General features: G+C 69.4%; 18 protein-coding genes. 8 read left to right on the forward strand and 10 right to left on the reverse strand.

The window, feature by feature from the left end; genetic code table 11:
* Positions 1-187: 187 nt before the first annotated feature.
* From recG to QSJ30_RS07210, 3 genes are all read right to left on the reverse strand, one after another.
* A complete protein-coding gene (gene recG, locus QSJ30_RS07200) occupies positions 188-2,272 on the reverse strand; it encodes an ATP-dependent DNA helicase RecG (protein WP_285607864.1) in 2,085 nt (694 codons plus the stop codon).
* A gap of 10 nt (positions 2,273-2,282) precedes the next feature.
* On the reverse strand, positions 2,283-2,993 hold the full coding sequence (locus QSJ30_RS07205) for a hypothetical protein (RefSeq protein ID WP_285607866.1): 711 nt from the start codon (positions 2,991-2,993) through the stop codon (positions 2,283-2,285).
* A gap of 76 nt (positions 2,994-3,069) precedes the next feature.
* A complete protein-coding gene (locus QSJ30_RS07210) occupies positions 3,070-4,284 on the reverse strand; it encodes a trans-sulfuration enzyme family protein (protein WP_285607868.1) in 1,215 nt (404 codons plus the stop codon).
* A gap of 77 nt (positions 4,285-4,361) precedes the next feature.
* On the opposite strand from QSJ30_RS07210, the gene QSJ30_RS07215 reads away from it, so the two are divergent.
* Positions 4,362-4,826 carry an Lrp/AsnC family transcriptional regulator gene (locus QSJ30_RS07215; RefSeq protein WP_285607870.1) on the forward strand — a complete coding sequence of 155 codons (465 nt, stop codon included), beginning with the start codon at positions 4,362-4,364 and terminating at the stop codon, positions 4,824-4,826.
* Here QSJ30_RS07215 and QSJ30_RS07220 read toward each other — a convergent pair.
* The gene (locus QSJ30_RS07220; RefSeq protein ID WP_285607872.1) at positions 4,814-5,110 is read right to left on the reverse strand and encodes a winged helix-turn-helix transcriptional regulator; all 297 of its coding nucleotides are present in this window, start codon (positions 5,108-5,110) and stop codon (positions 4,814-4,816) included. The two genes, QSJ30_RS07215 and QSJ30_RS07220, sit on opposite strands and share 13 nt — an antisense overlap.
* A gap of 255 nt (positions 5,111-5,365) precedes the next feature.
* Here QSJ30_RS07220 and QSJ30_RS07225 point away from each other — a divergent pair, with 255 nt between their 5' ends.
* Complete coding sequence (locus QSJ30_RS07225; protein ID WP_285607873.1) at positions 5,366-6,436, forward strand: DUF3187 family protein; 1,071 nt, start codon at positions 5,366-5,368, stop codon at positions 6,434-6,436.
* Between the two features lie 17 nt (positions 6,437-6,453).
* Here QSJ30_RS07225 and QSJ30_RS07230 read toward each other — a convergent pair whose 3' ends face one another.
* Genes QSJ30_RS07230 through QSJ30_RS07250 form a run of 5 tightly spaced genes read right to left on the reverse strand, consistent with a single transcriptional unit; the run spans position 6,454 to position 9,910 of the window.
* Positions 6,454-7,059 (reverse strand): TMEM175 family protein, encoded by a 606-nt coding sequence (locus tag QSJ30_RS07230; RefSeq protein ID WP_285607875.1) that lies wholly within the window; start codon positions 7,057-7,059, stop codon positions 6,454-6,456.
* A gap of 46 nt (positions 7,060-7,105) precedes the next feature.
* Positions 7,106-7,648 (reverse strand): DUF1697 domain-containing protein, encoded by a 543-nt coding sequence (locus QSJ30_RS07235; protein ID WP_285607877.1) that lies wholly within the window; start codon positions 7,646-7,648, stop codon positions 7,106-7,108.
* Positions 7,645-8,949, reverse strand: coding sequence for a hypothetical protein (locus QSJ30_RS07240; protein WP_285607880.1), 1,305 nt, complete (start codon positions 8,947-8,949; stop codon positions 7,645-7,647). Before QSJ30_RS07240 ends, QSJ30_RS07235 begins: the two co-directional genes overlap by 4 nt.
* Entirely contained in the window at positions 8,946-9,569 is a 624-nt protein-coding gene (locus QSJ30_RS07245) for a hypothetical protein (RefSeq protein WP_285607882.1), read from the reverse strand. Before QSJ30_RS07245 ends, QSJ30_RS07240 begins: the two co-directional genes overlap by 4 nt.
* Entirely contained in the window at positions 9,569-9,910 is a 342-nt protein-coding gene (locus tag QSJ30_RS07250) for a hypothetical protein (RefSeq protein WP_285607884.1), read from the reverse strand. The genes QSJ30_RS07245 and QSJ30_RS07250 overlap by 1 nt, the downstream gene beginning before the upstream one ends.
* 46 nt (positions 9,911-9,956) lie before the next feature.
* Here QSJ30_RS07250 and map point away from each other — a divergent pair, with 46 nt between their 5' ends.
* Positions 9,957-10,754, forward strand: coding sequence for a type I methionyl aminopeptidase (gene map / locus QSJ30_RS07255; RefSeq protein ID WP_285607885.1), 798 nt, complete (start codon positions 9,957-9,959; stop codon positions 10,752-10,754).
* 87 nt (positions 10,755-10,841) lie between these two features.
* Here the strand turns inward: map and QSJ30_RS07260 are convergent, their stop codons facing one another.
* A complete protein-coding gene (locus QSJ30_RS07260) occupies positions 10,842-11,345 on the reverse strand; it encodes a thioesterase family protein (protein WP_285607886.1) in 504 nt (167 codons plus the stop codon).
* A 38-nt stretch (positions 11,346-11,383) separates the two neighbouring features.
* Between QSJ30_RS07260 and ispE the strand changes: the two genes are divergently transcribed.
* From ispE to QSJ30_RS07285, 5 genes are read left to right on the forward strand one after another with little or no spacing between them, the layout of a single operon-like run.
* Positions 11,384-12,217, forward strand: coding sequence for a 4-(cytidine 5'-diphospho)-2-C-methyl-D-erythritol kinase (gene ispE, locus QSJ30_RS07265; RefSeq protein WP_285607889.1), 834 nt, complete (start codon positions 11,384-11,386; stop codon positions 12,215-12,217).
* Positions 12,218-12,250: 33 nt separating this feature from the next.
* On the forward strand, positions 12,251-13,789 hold the full coding sequence (locus QSJ30_RS07270; RefSeq protein ID WP_285607891.1) for an NAD(P)H-dependent oxidoreductase: 1,539 nt from the start codon (positions 12,251-12,253) through the stop codon (positions 13,787-13,789).
* A 59-nt stretch (positions 13,790-13,848) separates the two neighbouring features.
* On the forward strand, positions 13,849-14,769 hold the full coding sequence (locus QSJ30_RS07275) for an ABC transporter ATP-binding protein (protein WP_285607893.1): 921 nt from the start codon (positions 13,849-13,851) through the stop codon (positions 14,767-14,769).
* Positions 14,770-14,802: 33 nt separating this feature from the next.
* Complete coding sequence (locus tag QSJ30_RS07280) at positions 14,803-15,858, forward strand: ABC transporter permease (RefSeq protein WP_285607895.1); 1,056 nt, start codon at positions 14,803-14,805, stop codon at positions 15,856-15,858.
* Positions 15,859-15,906: 48 nt separating this feature from the next.
* Positions 15,907-18,702, forward strand: a complete 2,796-nt coding sequence (locus QSJ30_RS07285) for a hybrid sensor histidine kinase/response regulator (protein ID WP_285607897.1) — start codon at positions 15,907-15,909, stop codon at positions 18,700-18,702.
* Positions 18,703-18,713 lie beyond the last annotated feature (11 nt).

The raw sequence follows: 18,713 nt of genomic DNA on the forward strand, positions 1-18,713 counted from the left end.
CGCTCGGCGGAAGTACTCTGATGAAAATTCCGGCAGGCCGGGTTTCCGTCAGCTGAGAATCCGCTCGCCTCCCTCCCCTTCATCAGGACCGCGGACCCCTCTACCGAGGGGCTTCGACTTCAGCCGATCCCAGAAGGGCCTTCCGATGGGATATCCGTCGGCAGGACCCGGTGGTCGGGCATCGGCTTCAGCTGACGTCCGCCAGTTTCAGCCTCACCTGCTCCCGCCTCAGCCAGGCGGCCTGGGTTTCGCTGAGCCCGTGGGCCAGAGCCCGGTCCGCGGCTTCGCGGCAGCGGGCCAGGAGGCGGCGATCACGCACCAGGTCGGCGACCTGGAACTGGGGCAGACCGGCCTGGCGCACACCGAAGAACTCGCCTGGGCCGCGCAGCTCCAGGTCCCGCTGGGCGATACGGAAGCCATCCTGCGTCTCCACCAGCGTCTGCAGACGCTCGGTCTCGGAGCCGCTGATCATGAGGAAGTGACTGCGGTGCGCACCGCGACCCACGCGGCCCCGCAACTGGTGGAGCTGGCTGAGGCCGAAGCGCTCGGCGTGATCCACCACCATCACCGTGGCGTTGGGTACGTCTACGCCCACTTCGATGACCGTGGTGGCCAGCAGGATCTTCGCCTCGCCGGACACGAAGCGGCCCATGCGGGCGGCCATCTCGTCGGCCTTCAGGCGGCCATGGACCACCTCGATCCCCTCGTCGGGGAAGATCCCCCGCAGCAGGGCCTCCATGGCCTGGATGTCGCGGAGTTGCACCTTGCCCTCGTCCGACGGGTCGATGCTCGGGCTCACCACGAAGGCCTGGCGGCCCTCGGCCAGCTCGCGGCGCACCTGCTCCCAGGCCCGCTCGGCGGACTCGGGCTTGTGCAGCTTGGTGGTGATGGGTTGCCGGCCCGGGGGCAATTCGTCCAGCACGCTCTGGTCCAGATCGCCGAAGACCGCCAGGGCCAGGGAACGGGGGATGGGTGTGGCGCTCATGACCAGCCAGTGGGGATCGCCGCCTTTCTCTTTGAGGGCCTCGCGCTGCTTCACGCCGAAGCGGTGCTGCTCGTCCACCACCACCAGCTGGAGTTGGTGGAACGCGACGGCTTCCTGGAACAGGGCGTGGGTGCCCACCACATAGCGGGCCTCGCCGCTGGCGATGCGGGCCAGGGCCGCCCGCTTCTCCGCGGCCTTCATCCCCCCCAGCAGCAGCTGCATGGCACCGGCGTGCTCCCCGAGATAACGGCGGAAGCTGGCCGCGTGCTGGCGGGCAAGGACCTCCGTGGGCACCAGCAGGGCCCCCTGCCCGCCCGTCTCGGCGACCATCGCCATGGACAGCAGGGCCACCAGTGTCTTGCCGCTGCCCACATCACCCTGGAGCAGGCGGTTCATGACGCGGCCCGACGTGAGGTCGTCCACGATCTCCTTGAAGGATCGGCGCTGGGCGCCGGTCAGATGGAAGGGCAGGAAGGACTTCAGCCGCGCCCGGAGCTCCGGCGACGTGGGCACCACCAGGCCTTTCCGCTTCAGGCGCCCGGCCCGGCGCAGGGCCACGCCCAGGGAGAAGGCGAACAGCTCCTCGGCCGCCAGCCGCTGGTGGGCGGGGGAGGTGCCCGAGTCCAGCAGGGCGGAGTCGCTGTCGTCCGGCGGATCATGGAGGAGCCGCAGGGCCGTCATGCTGTCCGGCAGGTCCTTTGCCAGGTCCAGGGGCAGCCATTCCTCCGCCCCGTGGGCCCGACCGAGGGCCTCCTGCACCAGCTTCTGGCGCACCCGGCTGGTGAGGGGGCCCAGCTTGCGGTACAGGGGCAGGAACCGCCGGACCCAGCCAATGTCCTCGCCGCGGCCCATCACCTCGACCTGCGGCCCCCGCATCTCCAGGCCATGGCGCCCTACGGACAGGGGTCCGAACACCAGCAGGCGGTCACCCACCTTGAGCGCGCGTGACAGGTAGGCCTGGTTGAACCAGATGAGCCGCAGGGTGCCGGTTCCGTCCTCCAGCAGGGCCTCCGTGAGGGCCATGCGCTGGACCCGGGTGGTGCTCTGGCGCAGGTCCCGCAGGGTACCCAGCACGGTCACGAGGCCGGGTTCAGCCGGCTCCAGTCCCCGCATCTCCAGGCTGCCCAGGGGTCGCAGACTGCCCCGGTCCACGTAGCGGTAGGGCAGGCTCCAGAGCAGGTCCCGCAGGCTGTCGAGGCCCGCCTCCTGCAAGGCCGCCGCCCGCGCCGGTCCCAGGCCCCGGAGGACCGTGATCTTGGAGGACAGGGGCAGGGGCGCGAGCGTCATGGCGGCTGTTTCAGCCTAGCCGCGCCTCCATGGACTCCACCACCTTTGCCACGAAGCGGTCGCCGTACCAGGCGCCATGGCGGGGATCCTCCAGCTTCCGAAGCCCCGCCATGAGGGCCGGCAGGTCATGGACGCCCTGATCCAGCAGACCCCGGATCTGCATGCGGGTGCGACCGGGACCCTCCACCGGGTGATCCTCCGCCAGCCGTGCCAGGGCCCGGGCCAGCCAGGGCAGCGCGGGGATGCCGCAGCCCGCCAAGGCCCCCCACCCCCGCTCGAGGAACCCCGCCCAGAGGCTCCTGGCCTGGGTCAGAGTCTCCTCCTCCAGCAGGACCCGTCCGATGAACAGGCCCGGCAGGGCGGCGGGGGCGGTCTGCGCGACGCTGCAGTCCAGGGGGACCAGGTCCGAGAGTGTCCCCTCCGGCAGCTCCGCCAGCACCCACAGGAGACAGGCCTGCTCCCAGGGATCCGGCCCGAACCACAGGACGGGCTCGGCGGTGCCCCCGAGATCCGAGAGGACGGGCCGCAGGGAGCCTTCGTCCCCGGGCACGCCCCACCAGCCGGCCCGCAGCGCCGGCAGCTGCGAGGCTTCCGCCACCCAGGGGCCCACGGCCGGGGAGTCGCGGCAGATGCGCAGCGAACCGGGCAGCCCGGACCGCCGATGGACCAGCGCGGAAGCGTCACCGCAGTGGAGATGGATCAGGCTGTCATGCGAAGCCATGGATCGCTCCGAGGTGGGGCACCTCAGCATACGACCCGGGTCAATCCGTGTCGGCCATCCCGTGCGACCGGAGCCCTCAGTGCGCGGAACCCACAGCCACCCGGGCCATGGCCTTCGCCAGCGCCTGCTCGAGATCTGCCCACAGGTCCCCGGGGCTCTCCAGTCCCACGGAAAGCCGCATGAGGGACTGGGAGATGCCGGAGTGCTCGCGGGCCTCGGCATTCACCACGCGATGCGTGAGCGCGGCCGGATGCTGGATGAGCGTATCTACGCTGCCCAGCGACACGGCGGGGGTCATGAGCTTCACCTCGGCCATGACCACGGCGGCCGCCTCGAAACCGCCCTTCAGCTCGAAGGCCATGAGGGAGCCGGGGCCCTTCATCTGGCGGCCCAGGAGGCCCTTGGGATCCTGGCCGGCGAGACCGGGGAAGTGGACGGCGGCCACCGCGGGGTGCTGGGCCAGCCGCTCGGCGATCACCTGGGCGCCGGCCTGCTGGGCCCGGACGCGCAGGGGCAGCGTGGGCAGGCCACGGTGCAGGAGGTAGGCTGCCAGCGGATGCAGCACATTCCCCGTAATGACGCGGACCTTGCGCAGTTCCGTGGCCCAGTCGTTGTTGGTGGCCACCAACCCCGCCAGCACGTCGCCGTGGCCACCCAGGAACTTGGTGGCGCTGTGGAGGACCAGGGTCACGCCGTGCTGGATGGGATTCTGGAGGATGGGCGTGGCGAAGGTGTTGTCCACCAGCACGGGGACCTTGCCCGCCTGGCGCACCACATCCTCCAGGTCCACCATCGCGAGGGTCGGGTTGGCGGGCGTCTCCACGATGACCATGGCCGTGTCGGGCCGGATTGCGGCGGCAATGCCGTCGGCCTCGGCCCAGGTCACCTCCAGGCCCAGCATGCCGGAGGCCAGCAGGTGGTCAGTGCCGCCGTAGACGGGACGCACGGCCACGATGTGGCTGCCGCGCTGCTTGGCCGCCATGAGGCAGGCGGTCACCGCCGCCATGCCGGAGCCGAAGGCCACGGCCTCCTCGGCACCCTCCAACTGGGCCAGGGCCTGCTCGTACCGGGCCACCGTCGGGTTGTAGAGACGGGCATAGACGGGGCTTCCGATGGGCAGGCCGCCCATGGCCATGGCCTCCAGGCTGCGCCCGCCCTCGTCCAGGTCCTGGAGGGGGTAGGTGCTGCTCAGGTCGATGGGCATCGCGTGGATGCCCTGCTCGTGCAAGACCTCGCGACCGGCGTGGACGGCCTGGGTCTCGATCGACGTGGAGGCGATGGGCTTGGACATGGGGATGCTCCTGTCCACAATGTAGGTTTCAAAGATTCGCCAATCCCTCGAATTTATTTCGTGAAACAATGGCATTCATGAACCTTGACCGAATCGACTGCGACATTCTGACACTTCTCCAGAAGGATGCTCGGCTGTCCAACAAGGAGCTGGCCGCCGCCGTGGGTCTGGCACCGTCCTCCTGCCTCGCGCGCGTGCAGCACCTGCGTGCCGAGGGCGTCCTCCGGGGCGCCCATGCGGAGGTGGACCCCCAGGCCCTGGGCGTGGGCCTCCAGGCCCTCATCGCCGTCCAGCTGCGCCAGCACAGCCGGGCCCAGGTGAAGGCTTTCTGGAAACACGCCCTGGGCCTGCCTGAGGTTTTGTCAGTCTTCCACGTGGCGGGCACGCACGACTTCCAGGTGCACGTGGCCGTGCGGGATGCCCACCACCTGCGCGACCTGGCCCTGGACGCCTTCACCACCCGCACCGAGGTGGCCCACATCCAGACCAGCCTCATCTTCGAGTGGGCCAAGGGCCAGGTGATGCCGAACTACCGGGCCTGATCCGACGACTCGGAGATCTGGGTCCCCCAGTGCGTGACGGCCTCCACCACCTGGCGGAAGCCCTGCCCCTTGCAGGTGAGCTCGTACTCGACCCGCACGGGCGTGGTGGGCAGGACGCGCCGCACCAGCAGGCCCTGGCACTCCAGCTCCTTCAAGCGGGCCGAGAGCACCTTCTCGCCGATGCCCTGCACCTTGGTGGCCAGCTCGTTGAAGCGCAGAGGCCCCTCCTGGAGGATCCACAGGATCTGACCCGTCCAGGGCTTGCCCAGGAGGTCGATGGCCATGCGGAAGCATCGGCAACTGGCGGATTCGGGCATGTCCATGGGCTGGTCCCCGACCCAGGGTGGGTCGCCTTAAAACTATCCCAAAGAAAGCCGCTTGACAAGGGGAAGTGACAACCTCAATATTGCTTTCATAGGGAAATAGACTTCCCGAAGGAAAGCAAAGGCCGGGCCGACCCGGCTCCTGAATCCCACCATCACCCGGGCCGTGGCCCGGCGGAGTGGCTCGCCCAAACGCAGCCATCCAAGGAGTTCCCCATGCGCGCCATGCTCGCGCTGGCCCTTGGCCTGTCCCTCCAGGCCCAGGACGAGCCCTACCCCGAGATGGGCCCCCTGCCCACCCGCAACATGTTCACGCTGCTTCAGGCCCCCATGACCTATCAGCCCCAGGCCCCGCGCCCCATCGGCCCCGGCCAGTGGCAGCTGACCCTCACCCATGTGCGAGCCAATGTGTTCGAGTTCTCGAACCTGATCAAGGACCATCCCCCAGCCTGGTTCCAGGGCCGCCACCGCATGGACCGCGCCTCGCTTGAGGCCCTGGCGGCCGAATACCCCACGGCGCCCTTCGTCTTCTACTTCGACGAGGAGATCGCCCGCACCACCCTCCAGGTCCGCCGGGGGCTCACCGAGCGCACGGACATCTGGATGGAGCTGCCTGTGGAGAGCCACGGCGGCGGCGACCTGGACGCACCCATCGAGACCTTCCACAAGGCCTTCGGCTTCGGCCAGTGGGGCCGCTCCGAGGTGGCCCGGAACCAAGCCGTGGTGGCCACCATCCGCTACGGACGGCTGGACTTCGTGCGAGAGGGCGCCCAGCCCACCCGCCTCCAGGATCCTCTCTTCGGCGTGGTCCACCTGCTCCACCAGGATGCCTCCACGGGCCTGAGCGCCACCTTCACCGTGAAACCGCCCCTGGTCCGCACCTACAGCTCGTTCAAGTCCGGCTGGGATCTCGAAGGCGGGCTCAGCGGCTGGTGGCAGCCCTCGGCCACGCAGATCGTCTACGCGGGTGCCGCCTACACCCACCGGGGACGCGGCAATTCGGCCTACAACCAGCTGGACTACACCTCGGACATCGGGGCCCACGTGACCTGGCAGGGGCGCCGCAACCGAATGGTCCAACCCTTTGTCCAGCTCTACTTCCTCAGCGGCTTCAGCACCCCCCAGCCCTTCGCCAAACTGCATGACGGCAGCCTCCAGCATGATGTGGGCCTCCACGTCTATCTGGATGCGAGGACCACGCTCACCTTCCGCTACGTGAACAACATCACCCACAACGAGAACACCGACGATGCTTCCTTCGCGGCGGGCCTCACCCACCGGTTCTGACGGGTTTTCCGCCCCCTTCAGGGCCTGGAGCCGCCCTCCCCGGCGCCTTCGCGGGCCAGGATCCGCTCGATGCGCCGGTCCGGCACCAGCCAGATGAGGGCCACCACCCAATAGAGTGCGAAGCCGGCCCAGCGATTGGCGAAGGACAAAAGGATGGCAGAAGCATAGATCGCGATGGAGGCCTTCCCCTTGAAGTCCGCACCCACCGCAGCCTCCAGAAGCGACCCCCGTCCGTGGTGGTGGATGAGGCACTGGCTCAGCAGGTAATAGGCCAGGGCGGCCATGAGCAGGACGAACCCGTAGAGGGCCACGGGTCGGGCCGCGAAGTTGTTGCTCCCCATCCAGGCCGTGGCGAACGGCACCAGGGAGAGCCAGAACAGCAGGTGCGTGTTGGCCCACAGGATCGGCCCGTTCACCTTCCTGGCCGCGTGGAGCATGTGGTGGTGGTTGTTCCAGTAGATGGCGATGTAGATGAAGCTCAGCGCATAGCCCACGAAGGTCGGCAGGAGGGGCCAGAGGGCCCCGAAGGCGTCGCCGCGAGGCGCCCGCAGTTCCAGCACCATGATCGTGATAATGATGGCCAGCACGCCGTCACTGAAGGCTTCCAGCCGGTTCTTGCCCATGCGTGACCTCGGATTCGCGATTGTTCCACAGCCCGAGGCCGATGGGTCAAGCCTTCAGGTGCTTTGCCGCCAGCCGCTGCAAGGTGCTGAAACCGCGGATGGTGCTCCGCACGCCGAGGGCCCGCTCGAAGACGGCATTGGAGAAGGTGGATTCGCTCTGCTTCACCTGACAGAGCCACCACACCTCGCGGCCGGTGGTTCGAAAGGCGTCCACCGCCGTGCCGAGGGTCTGGAGCTTCGTTTCCTGGGCCTCTGTGAGCGGCGCGGCGAGAAAAGCCACGTTCAAGGCCTTGGCGGCGGACACCTCGACCTCACGGAAGGGGCAGCCCCCCACCAAGGCAGCCAATTCCGCCTCTCCGCGGAGAAGGACCGCCACCTCGTAGCCCAGGGCTGCCTTCAAGCCCGCTTCGATGCGTCTGGAAAGGGCCGCCTCGGTCTCCCGGCCAGTTTCGAAGATCAGGTTGCCACTGGCGATGAACGTTTCCACGCCCTGCAGACCGAAGCCCGCGAACAGCTCCCGCAGCCGTTCCATGGTGACCGTATGGCCACCGACATTGATGGCACGGAGGAAGGCGAAGGTTCGACTCATGGCCGAGCCGCAGCCAGCGCCCGATCCGCCAGCCGCCCCAGATCCCCGCTGCCCTGGCTGTTGGCCAGGCTCTTGGCCAGGGCCGCCAGCATGGCCTCCTGCACCGGAGGCGGCAGGTCTGGCAGCAGGTCCGCGGCCGCCGCCACGGCGAACACCTGGTGGGCATGGTTGAAGGTGGGATCGTTCTGGGCCGCGGCCTCGGCCAGGGCCCCCAGGGCGGCCTCCGCGCGACCGGCCTTCGCCAGGCCGCCGGCCTGGGCCATGGCCAGGGCCGGCTCCGCATCCAGCACCGCATCCGTCAGGGCCGCGGCGTCTGGCTCGCCGATCCTGGCAGCCTGCACCCGCTCCTCCGGCTCGTCCGTGGGGAAGAGGTTCACCAGGGCCGCGGCCTGGCACCACGGCCGGGGATCCGCTGGGCGAGTGCGGGCCAGGGTGGCCAGGTACACAAAGGTCCAGGCGGTCTTGCCCTCCAGGTCGCGGCGGGCATCCAGCTGCTTCTCCGAGGCGGCCAGCACCAGGGCCGCCAGGGAGTCCCCAGCCCCCTGCCCGGCTTTCAGGCGCGCCGTGAGCTGGTCCAACAGGGCCACCAGCCCCAGGTCACACATCTCCCGCACCTGGGAAGCCCAGTCCGCCGGCCCGAGGGCCGCCGGCGCCCAGGGCACGGCCACCTCGGCGGTCCCCAGACGCTTGGCGGCACGACGTGCCCAGAAGGTGTCCTCCGGCGAGGCCGCCACCCAGGCCGTGAGGCCGAGCAGGCGCCGGCCGGTGGCCCTGGGCCGATCCAGCCGCTCGTGGAGGTCGGCCAGGTGATCGCACAGCACGGCCTTGTGGCCCACGTTGGCCATGTCGGTTTCCGTGAGCTGCCCGAGACGCTGGAAGTCCGCGGCCTCTGGCAGCTCGAAGCCCTGGGCCTCCGCGTAGGCCAGGCCGGGCCGGCGGGACTGGATGAACGACTCCAGGTTCCGCCACTGGCCGCTGCCCTTGGCCGCCAGGACCTGGGCCAGGGCCGGCGCGGCCCGGCGCCCCTCGTGGGCCGCCATGTGCAGTTGGGTGGCCAGGGCGCGATGGAAGCTGGCCTCGCCCAGCAGCGGCTGCAGCCGCAGCACCGCCCGCAGACCCGGGATGCCATGGGGCAGATGAGGCAGATAGGCCTCCCAGTCGATGCGGGGGATGAGGGTTTTGACCGCCTCCCGCAGCCCATCGCGCAGGCCGTCAGGCTCGGCAAGCTGGGCCGCGAAGGCCTCGAAGAAGCGCTCCGAGGGCGCTTCCAGCTCCTGCGGCCAGCGGGCTTCCACGGTCATGCGCCCTCCAGCGGCAGATTCCATGCAGCGGCCACGAGTCGGGCCCAGTGGTGGTTCCAGGCCCGCTTCCACACAAGGCCGTCCTCCTTCATGTCGGCGGCTTCGAGCCGCCGGCGGAGGTCGGCCCTCAGCGCCTCGGCCGCAGGCCCCAGGGCCGTTTCGGCCAGGGCCAGCAGGGCCGTGCGGGCCTCCCGCTCCCGGTCATGGTGGGTCAGATAGCCGGCGGATTCCGGCGAAGGCGCCTGGGCCCGCAGGCGCTGCCAGGCTTCAAACGCGGCCCTCGCCGCCGGGTCGTCCTGCAGGGGCGCCTTCACCTGGGCCCAGCCCTTGCCGGCATCCAGCTCGGGGCCCGCCCGGACCAGGGCCTCGCGCAGCTTCACGGCCTTGGCGACGTCCCGGTCGAGGTGCTTGAGGGCCACGAAGGTGCGTGGTTTCTCGCGCTTCTCGCGGCGGTCGAAGAAGGCATTGAGGGCCGACACCACCAGGTCCATGGGGACGCCGTCCGCCTCCCAGGCCAGCACCTGCCGGTAGTCGTCGGTGCTGAGCAGGCCCGCGCGACCCCAGGCCCGGAAGGCCCACTCGCGTTCCAGCCAGTCCTTCTCCTCGCGGGAATAGGTCATCAACGCGCAGCCGGAGCTTCAGGCACCAGCCAGGTGCCGTCCTTCAGATGCAGGGCCCCGTTCTCCCAGGCCAGGACCTCCTCGGGGACGATCTTGGCCTTGGCGAAGCCCCGCAGCCGGAAGGAGCCCGACCCCAGGGAGTGGCCCTGGCGATCCCAGACCTCCAGCTGCCAGAGGGTGCTCTGATGGCCGCCGACCTTGAGGAAGAGCCCGTCCTTGGCCTCGGCGCACCACATGGCCTCGGGGGGGACGGAGGCCGGGCGGGAGGGGATGCCCCGGCAGGCCACCAGGCCCGCCGCGAGGAAGGTTGTCATCACCAGGATCGTCCAGGGTCGCGTCATACCGACATTCTACCGTCGACCCGCTAGACTGGGGATCGAGGGCAAGATGGTCCTGATCCGAGAGCAGATCCGCTACAAGAGCCGCAAGGAGATCGAGAAGCTCCGCGAGGCGGGCCGCGTGGCCGCCAACGCCCTGCGCCTGGCCGCCCGGGCCGCCAAGCCCGGCGTGAGCCTGCTGGAGATCGACCGGATCGCCGAGGCCTACATCCGCCAGCAGGGGGCCTCCCCCAGCTTCAAGGGCTACCACGGCTTCCCCGCCACCCTCTGCACCTCCGTGAACGACAAAGTGGTGCACGGCATCCCCTCCAAATACGTGCTCCAGGAGGGCGACATCATCGCCATCGACTGCGGCGCCAAGCTCGACGGCTACCATGGCGACACCTGCCTGACCGTGGGCGTGGGCAAGATCAGCGACGAGGCCCGCCGCCTCATCCAGACGGCCCAGCTGGCCATGTTCGTGGGGATCGAGCACTGCCGTCCCGGCGAGCGCCTGGGCGACATGGCCACCGCCGTGCAGACCTTCGCCGAGGAACGCGGTTATTCCGTGGTGCGCGAGTACATCGGCCATGGCCTGGGCCGCGACCTGCACGAGGATCCCCAGGTGGTCTTCGCGGACCAGCGGCCGGGCACCGGCTTCCGCATGGAGCCGGGGATGACCATCACCATCGAGCCCATCCTCAACATCGGCAGCCACAGGTGCCTGGTGGAACCCGATGGCTGGACCGTCCGCACACGCGACGGCCAGCTCTCCGCCCAGTTCGAGCACGACATCGCCATCACCAAGGACGGCCCGGAGATCCTGAGCATTCCCGATCCTGAATTCGAGCTGGAGGACGGGCTGTAGTAGTCGGCTGTCAGCCCTCAGCTGTCAGCTCTCAGGCGCGTGAGCTGCGCTCGCGCGCCTACGAAAAACGCGGACGCGTTTTTCGCGCTACACCTTCGCCCATCTCCTGATCGCCTCGGGCAGTTCGGGTTGCGGTCCGTCGTACTCCATCAGGTGGAGCACCTCGGCCATGGGGACGTTGCCAGCCTTCCCTCGGAAGAGGGCCTTCACGATGCCTTCGGCGGCCAGGTCACCGCCCCGCTTCAGGAACCGCTGCTCCAGGAAGACCCACTTGTCATCCCAGCCCAGCAGCCGCGTGTGCAGCTCGTAGGACTCGAAGGGATCGAGGCTGCGGCGATAGCGCATGGTGATGGCCCCAACGAGGGGCTGCCAGCGGTTCCGCAGCATGGCCTTGCCGAGCCTGGTGCGGAAGCTGAGGTCGAAGCGGCCCAGGTCCATGATGCTGAGGAAGCGGCCGTTGTTCATGTGGACGTTCACGTCCAGGTCGTTGGGCCAGACGCGGAAGCGGAGCACCGACGTTCCCAACGGCTCCAGCCCTGGCCGGAACCAGAGGGTGAGGCCTTTCCAGAGGGTGCGGAAGAACAGAACCATCCCCTGAGCCTAGCGGATGGTTGCGCTACCTTGGAGCCATGGAATTCACAGTCCAGGCTCCCGCCAAGCTCAACCGCTTCCTCGCCGTGCTCGGCCGGCGGGCGGATGGCTTCCACGAGCTGGAGCTGGTCACCACCGTGCTGGAAGGTGTGTTGGACCTGACGGATACGCTGGAGGGCGAACCTGCCTCCGCGCTGTCCCTCGCCATCTCCGGTCCCACCGGTGCGGGTCTCGTGGCCGACGCATCCAACCTGGTGATCAAGGCCTGGCGTCTGCTGGAGGAGGCCGCGAAACGGCCCCTGCCCGCGCACCTGCACCTGGAGAAGCGCATCCCCCACGGCGCGGGTCTCGGTGGCGGCAGCAGCGATGCCGCGGCGGCCCTGCGTCTGGGCAACCGGATGTTCGACCTGGGCCTGGGCGAGGACAAGCTGCTGGGCCTGGCGGCCCGTCTGGGCAGCGATGTGCCCTTGTTCCTCCTGGGCGGGACCGTGCTGGGGCTGGGCCGCGGCGAGCGGGTGTTCCCCCTCCGGCCGGTGCCCCTGGAACCCATCCTGCTCGTCCATCCCGGCCTGCACTTGAGCACGCCCAGCGTGTACCGCGCCCTCCAGGACGTGGGCTACCCCTTCCCCGAGGCCCTGGCCTCCCAGCCCGGAGGCGCCGCGCCACCCTGGCGCAACGACCTCACGGGCGCGGCGCTGTGGGTGTGCCCGCCGCTGGCCGAGGTGCGCGACGCCCTGCGCGACAGCGGCGGCGAGCCCCTGCTCTGCGGCTCGGGGAGTTGCTGGGCGGCGCGCTACGCTTCGGTCCAGGCCCGGGACATGGCGGCGGAACAGCTGTCCGGTCACTCTGGATGGGGCGTCTGGCACGTGTAAGATGTCCGTTCTCGACCTGGGCGGAGGGCGTGCATGGACGATTCCAGGGAAGGCCGGCCCCGCAAGATCCTGGTGATCCTGGGCCACCCCCGCCGGGAGAGCTTCTGCGGCGCCCTGGCCGGGGCCTACCTCGAGGGCGCCGGAAGCGCGGGCCACCAGGCCCGGCGGCTGGATCTGGCGGACCTCGCCTTCGACCCGGATGTCCGGATGCCCTCGCCCCGGGACCAGGGCCTGGAACCGGACCTGGCCCGGGCGCAGGCACTGATCCTCTGGGCGGATCATCTGGTCTTCGTCTACCCCGCCTGGTGGGGCACCCTGCCCGCCCTGCTCAAGGGATTCCTCGATCGGGTGCTCACCCCAGGCTTCGCCTTCGCAGCGGACGAGGCGGACCCCTCGGCCTGGGCCAAGCTTCTGAAGGGCCGCTCGGCCCACCTGCTGGTGACCATGGACACCCCGCCCTGGGTGTACCGGTTCGTCTACCGCCAGCCCGGCCACCAGGCCATGCGCCGGGCGACGCTGGGCTTCTGCGGCATCGGGCCCACCTTCATCTCCACCTTCGGGCCCGTGCTGTCCTCTTCGCCGGAGCAGCGGGCCGGGTGGCTGGAGGGTGTCCGGAGGGAGCCGCTCCGGCTCGCGGACCGGCTTCGCCGGGACGCAGTCCGGCGGCGTGCCGGGGCCTGGCTGAGGCTGCTCCGGCTGCAGTTCTACCCCATGGCCTGGGTGGCTTACACCATCGGCGCACTGCTGGCCTGGCGCCACGGGGGGACCTTCTCGCCGCAGGTCTACTGGCTCGGCTACCTCTGCCTCTTCCTGATGGAGGCGCTGACGGTCCTCAGCAACGAGTGGTTCGATCAGGGCACGGACCGGCTCAACCATCATGCAGGCCCCTTCAACGGCGGCAGCCGGGTGCTGGTCGAGGGGGAACTGGCCCCCGGCAGTGTCCGGCGGGCGATGCTCGGCCTGACCCTGCTGCTGGGCCTGGCCCTGGCGGTGCTCGCCGCCCTGCCCGGCCCCGCCGGACCCGGCCCGATGGCCATGCTCGCCCTGGCGGTGCTGGCGGTGGGCTATACCGCCCCGCCCCTGAAGCTCAGCTACCGCGGCCTGGGCGAGCTCGATGTGGGTCTCACCCATAGCTTCGCGGCGATCCTCTGCGGCGGGCTCCTCCAGTCCGGCGTCTGGCGGGACCCGCACCTCTGGCTCATCGGGGCGCCGCTCTTCTTCGCCACCGTCGCGGCCATCACCCTGTCGGCCCTGCCGGACCACGAGGCCGACCGGATGGTGGCCAAGCGGACCCTGGCGGTCCTCCTGGGCCGCCGGGGGGCGGCGCTGACGGCCCTGGGTTTCGTGGCCGTCGCCGCCATCTGCGGTGTGGTCTGGCAGCAGCGTGGCCTCTTCGGCGGGCGGAGCGGACTCGCCGTCTTCCTGGCCATCCCCCACGGCCTCCTGCTGGTCCGGGCCATCTGGCGCTACCTGCGCCGGGGCGCGCCCTGCGAGCGGATCAACGGGATCATGGTCCTGGCCCTGACCTACCTCCTGTGGTTCGGGATCATCCCCCTGGCCGGCCTGTCTTGAGCACCTCCCTGTGCCCACAGAGATCGAACCCGGGCATGATGGTCTCTCCGGAGGTATTCATGTCCGCACCAGCCCTCCGCATCCGCGGCCTGCGCAAAGCCTTCCCCAAGGTGGTCGCCGTGGCCGGGGTGGATCTGGAAGTGGCCCGGGGCGAGGTCTTCGGCCTGCTGGGCCCCAACGGGGCGGGCAAGACCACGACGCTGGAGATCATCGAGGGTCTGACCGAGGCCGACGGCGGGGACATCGAGATCCTGGGCCTGACCTGGGCGAAGCATGGACAGGAGATCCGCGCCCGCATCGGCGTGCAGCTCCAGAGCACCAGCCTCTTCAACAAGATCACGCCCCGGGAGTCGCTCGATCTCTACGGCAGCTACTACCCGAAGCGGCGGAGCACGGAGGAGCTGCTGGACCTGGTGCAGCTCCAGGAGAAGGCCGACGCCTACCACATCACCCTCAGCGGCGGGCAGCAGCAGCGGCTGGCCCTGGCGCTGGCCCTGGTCAACGATCCCGAGCTGGTGTTCCTCGATGAGCCCACCACGGGCCTCGATCCCCAGGCCCGGCGCAGCCTCTGGGACGTGGTGCGCCGCATGAAGGGCGAAGGCCGGACTGTCATGCTCACCACCCACTACATGGACGAGGCGGAGGCCCTCTGCGACCGGCTGGCCATCATGGACCACGGAAAGGTCATCGCCACGGGAACCCCGGCCTCGCTCATCGCGGACCTGGCCATTCCCAGCGTGGTGGAGCTGACGTTTGAAGGGGCGGCACCGGATCCGGCGGCCTTCTCCGCGCGGCTGGGCCAGGCCGTGGAGTGCCGTGCGGACCTCTGGGAGATCCCCACGCCCGATCCCAAGGCGCTCCTTCCGCGGCTCCTGGAAGCCGCCGAAGCTGCGGCGGTGCCCTTCCAGCAGGTGCATGTGCGCCGGGCCACCCTCGAAGACGTGTTCCTGCACCGCACCGGGCGCAGCCTGAGGGAGTAGCCATGACACCCCACTTTGAGAAGAGGCCCTAGGATGCTCTGGCGGCAGTTCGTGATGGAATGGCGGCTCTACAGCCGCGACCGCGTGGCCATGTTCTGGACCTTCGCCTTCCCGGTGATCCTCCTGCTGGGCTTCGGGACGATCTTCCGCGATGGCGGCGGCCCCAAGCTCTCCGTCGTGCGCGTGCAGGCCCCGGCGCCCAGCGCGCGGGACCTGGCCCTCGACCAGGCCCTGGCGGACCTGCAGCTCAAGGTCCAGACGCTGCCGAAGGCCGAGGCCGAGGCCCGCTGGGCCCGCGGCGAGACCGCCGCCCAGCTGGAAACGGAGGGCGCCGGCTACCGCCTCCGCCTGAACAGCTACCTCATGGCCCAGGCGGGGGCGACCGCCGGGCTGGTGAACCAGGCCTGGCTGATGGCCCAGGCGCGCTTGAACGGCGAGCCGGAGCCGCAGCGGATCCCTGTCCAGGTGGAGAGCCCCGGGCACAAGCACTCCGCCAACTACGCCTCCTTCCTGCTGCCGGGCCTGCTGGGCCTGAACCTCGTCAGCATGGGCCTCTTCAGCGTGGGCATGGTGAACGTGTCCTACCGGGAGAAGGGCAAGTTCCGCCGCCTGGCCGTGACGCCCCTCCCCAAGTGGATCTTCCTGCTGGGCCAGGTGCTGCACCGCCTCACGGTCACCGTGATCCAGGCCGGCATCCTGCTGCTGGTGGGCCGCCTGGTCTTCGGCATCCAGAACCAGGGGTCCTTCCTGGACCTGCTGCTCATCATGACCCTGGGCACCGGCTGCTTCATGGCGTTCGGCTTCGCCCTCAGCGGCTTTGCGGAGACCTCCGAGGGCTACGCCGCCATCTCGAACCTGGTGTTCTTCCCCCTGATGATGCTCAGTGGCGTCTACTTCACCCTGGACTCGGCGCCGGCCTGGCTCCAGCACGCCGTGGCCGTGATGCCCCTGGCCCCGTTCCTGCGGGCCCTGCGGGCCGTGTTCAACGACGGGGGCACCCTGGCGGGACATGGGGTGGGACTGGCCATCGTGGCGGCCTGGGGTTGCGCGGCCTTCGCCCTGGCGGTCCGCCGGTTCCGCTGGGCCTGACCCCCTCCGGAACTTGTGCGGACAGGGGACCGGCCCGATAACAGGTTCATGCGTCCACCGAGGGAACCCCAGGACCCGACCGAGGCCTTGGCCTTGGTCCGCAGGTATCTGGGAGCCACCTACCGCATCGCGGAGGCCGCGCTCCGGGCCATCGACCTGCAGGAGCTGTACGGCCGGGTCCACACCATCATCCGCGACCTCATGCCCGCGGAGAACCTCTACTTCGCCCTCTGGGACCGCGCCTCTGGTACGGTCTCCTTCCCCTACTTCGTGGACGCCCTGGACCCGGCGCCGCCGCCCCGGATCTTCCGCCGGGGACTGACGGAATACGTGCTCCGCACGGAGCGTCCCATCCTCCTGGACCAGGAGATCCTGCAGGGACTGGAGGCTTCCGGTGAGGTCGAGCCTCTTGGAGCGAACACCCTCGACTGGCTCGGCGCCCCCCTCGTCGGGGTCGAGGGGGTGTTCGGGGTCCTGGCCATCCAGATGTATGACGGCGTCCGCCGCTATACGCCGGAAGAACGGGACCTGCTGGTCTTCGTATCGGGCCAGGTGGCCATGGCCATCGAGCGGAGGACCTCCGAGGATGCCCTCCGGCTCAGCGAGGAGAAGTTCTCCAAGGTCTTCCACGCCTCGCCCGACGCCATCAACCTGAGCCGCCTGGAGGATGGCGTCTACCTGGACGTCAGCGAAGGCTTCACGCGCCTCACCGGCTGGACGCGGGAGGAGAGCATCGGGCGTTCCTCCCTGGAGCTCGGGATCTGGGCCAACCCTGAGGACCGCTCCCGCGCCGTGCAGCTGATCCAGGACCACGGGGAGTTCACAGGCCTGGAGGCCACCTTCCGCCGCAAGGACGGGACCGTCCTGACCGGCCTCATGTCCGGGAAGATCATGGAGGCGGATGGCGCCCGCTGCCTGCTTTCCATCACCCGGGACATCACCGACCGCAAGACCGCCGAGCAGGCACTGCGCAACGCCGAGCGGCGCATCAGGACCGTCCTCGCGTATTCCCAGGCCATCATCTACCAGCTGGACCAGGAGGGACACTTCATCCTGTCGGAGGGTCTGGGCCTCACCAAGATCGGCCTGCGCCCAGGGGAAATGGTGGGGCGGTCCGTATTCGAAAGCCACGGTTGGGACCCCCTGGTGCTGGGCCAGGTCCGCCAAGGCCTGCATGGACGGGCCTCCCGGGAGACGGCCCGGTTCCGGGAGCGGACGTTCGACAACCTGCTCACGCCGGTCTTCGACGATCACGGAGACGTCGACTCCGTGATCGGCATCGCCACAGACATCACGGAGCGGCAGCAGGCGGAGGAGGAGCTCCTCGCCGAGCGGGGCCTCTTCGTGGGGGGCCCGGTGATGGTCATCAAGTGGCGCGTGGAGGAAGGCTGGCCGGTGGACTACGTCTCGCCCAACATCCAGACCATTCTCGGCTACCCGCCCGACGATCTGGTCAGCGGACGGATCTCCTACAACTCGCTGGTGCACCCCGATGAAGTGGAGGCCATCCACCAGGCTGCGGCGGAATTCAAGGCGCAGGGGCTCACCCACTACGAGCAGCAGTACCGCCTGCGCACCGCCTCCGGGGAATACCGCTGGTTCTATGACTTCAGCACGTCGGTGGCCGGCCAGGGTTCCGACCCCGGCTACCACCTCGGCTACCTCCTTGACCTCACGGATCGCCGCCGGGCTGAGGAGGCACTCCGCCAGTCCCAGAAGCTGGAGAGCCTCGGCGTCCTCGCAGGAGGCATCGCCCACGACTTCAACAACCTGCTGACCGTGATCCTGGGCAACCTGAACCTCGCCCAGTTCCGCCTCCCGGATGACTCCTCCGCCCGCCCCTACCTGACGAACATGGAGGCCGCCGTCCTCCGTGCCACCGAGCTGACCAAGCAGATGCTGGCCTATTCCGGGCGGGGCCACTTCCAGGTGAGGCCCCACGACCTCAATGCCGTGGTCCGTGACCTCACCCACCTCCTGGAGGTCTCGATCTCGAAGAAGATCCATCTCCAGCTCGACCTGGAGCCGGACCTCCCGGCCATCCAGGCGGACGCGGCCCAGTTCCAGCAGGTGGTCATGAACCTGGTCACCAATGCCTCCGATGCCATCGGTGACCGGGAAGGCGTCATCCACCTCACCACATCGGTCCAGCACCTGGAGGCTCCGGTCCTCCGGGACGAATACCGGGTCGACGCCCCCACTCCCGGCCGCCATGTGATCCTCGAGGTGGAAGACACCGGCTGCGGCATGACGGCCGATGTGCTGGAGCGCATCTTCGACCCCTTCTTCACCACCAAGGCCACCGGCCGCGGCCTGGGCCTCTCCGCCATGCTGGGCATCCTCCGGGGGCACGGGGCCGGCCTGAACATCTCCAGTGAGGTGGGCCGGGGCAGCCGGTTCCGGCTCTGCTTCCCCGCCTCCACCCAGGCCACCCTGCCGGAGTCGCCCACGGATCAGGCTCCCAGCACCACGCCCCTCCGTGGCCTCGTGCTGCTGGTGGACGACGAGGAACAGATCCTTGACGCCACCGGCTTGGCGCTCGATTCACTCGGCTTCGGGGTCGTGACCGCCCGGGACGGCCTCGAAGCCCTGGACCGCTTCCAGGAGCACCGGAAGGACCTGTGCCTGGTGGTCATGGATCTCACCATGCCGCGCATGGACGGCCGGGAAGCCTTCCGGGCCATGCGGGGGCTCGACCCGGCCATCCCGGTGGTGCTCAGCAGTGGATTCACGGAGCAGGATTCCCTGCAGACCTTCCCGGACGGCGGGCCTGCGGGCTTCCTCCAAAAGCCCTACCAGATCAAGGATCTGAAGACCGCCCTCCAGAGAGCCCTGGAAGGCTGAGCCGGATCCCA

Source organism: Geothrix edaphica (assembly GCF_030268045.1).
In the GTDB taxonomy this organism is placed as follows: domain Bacteria; phylum Acidobacteriota; class Holophagae; order Holophagales; family Holophagaceae; genus Geothrix; species Geothrix edaphica.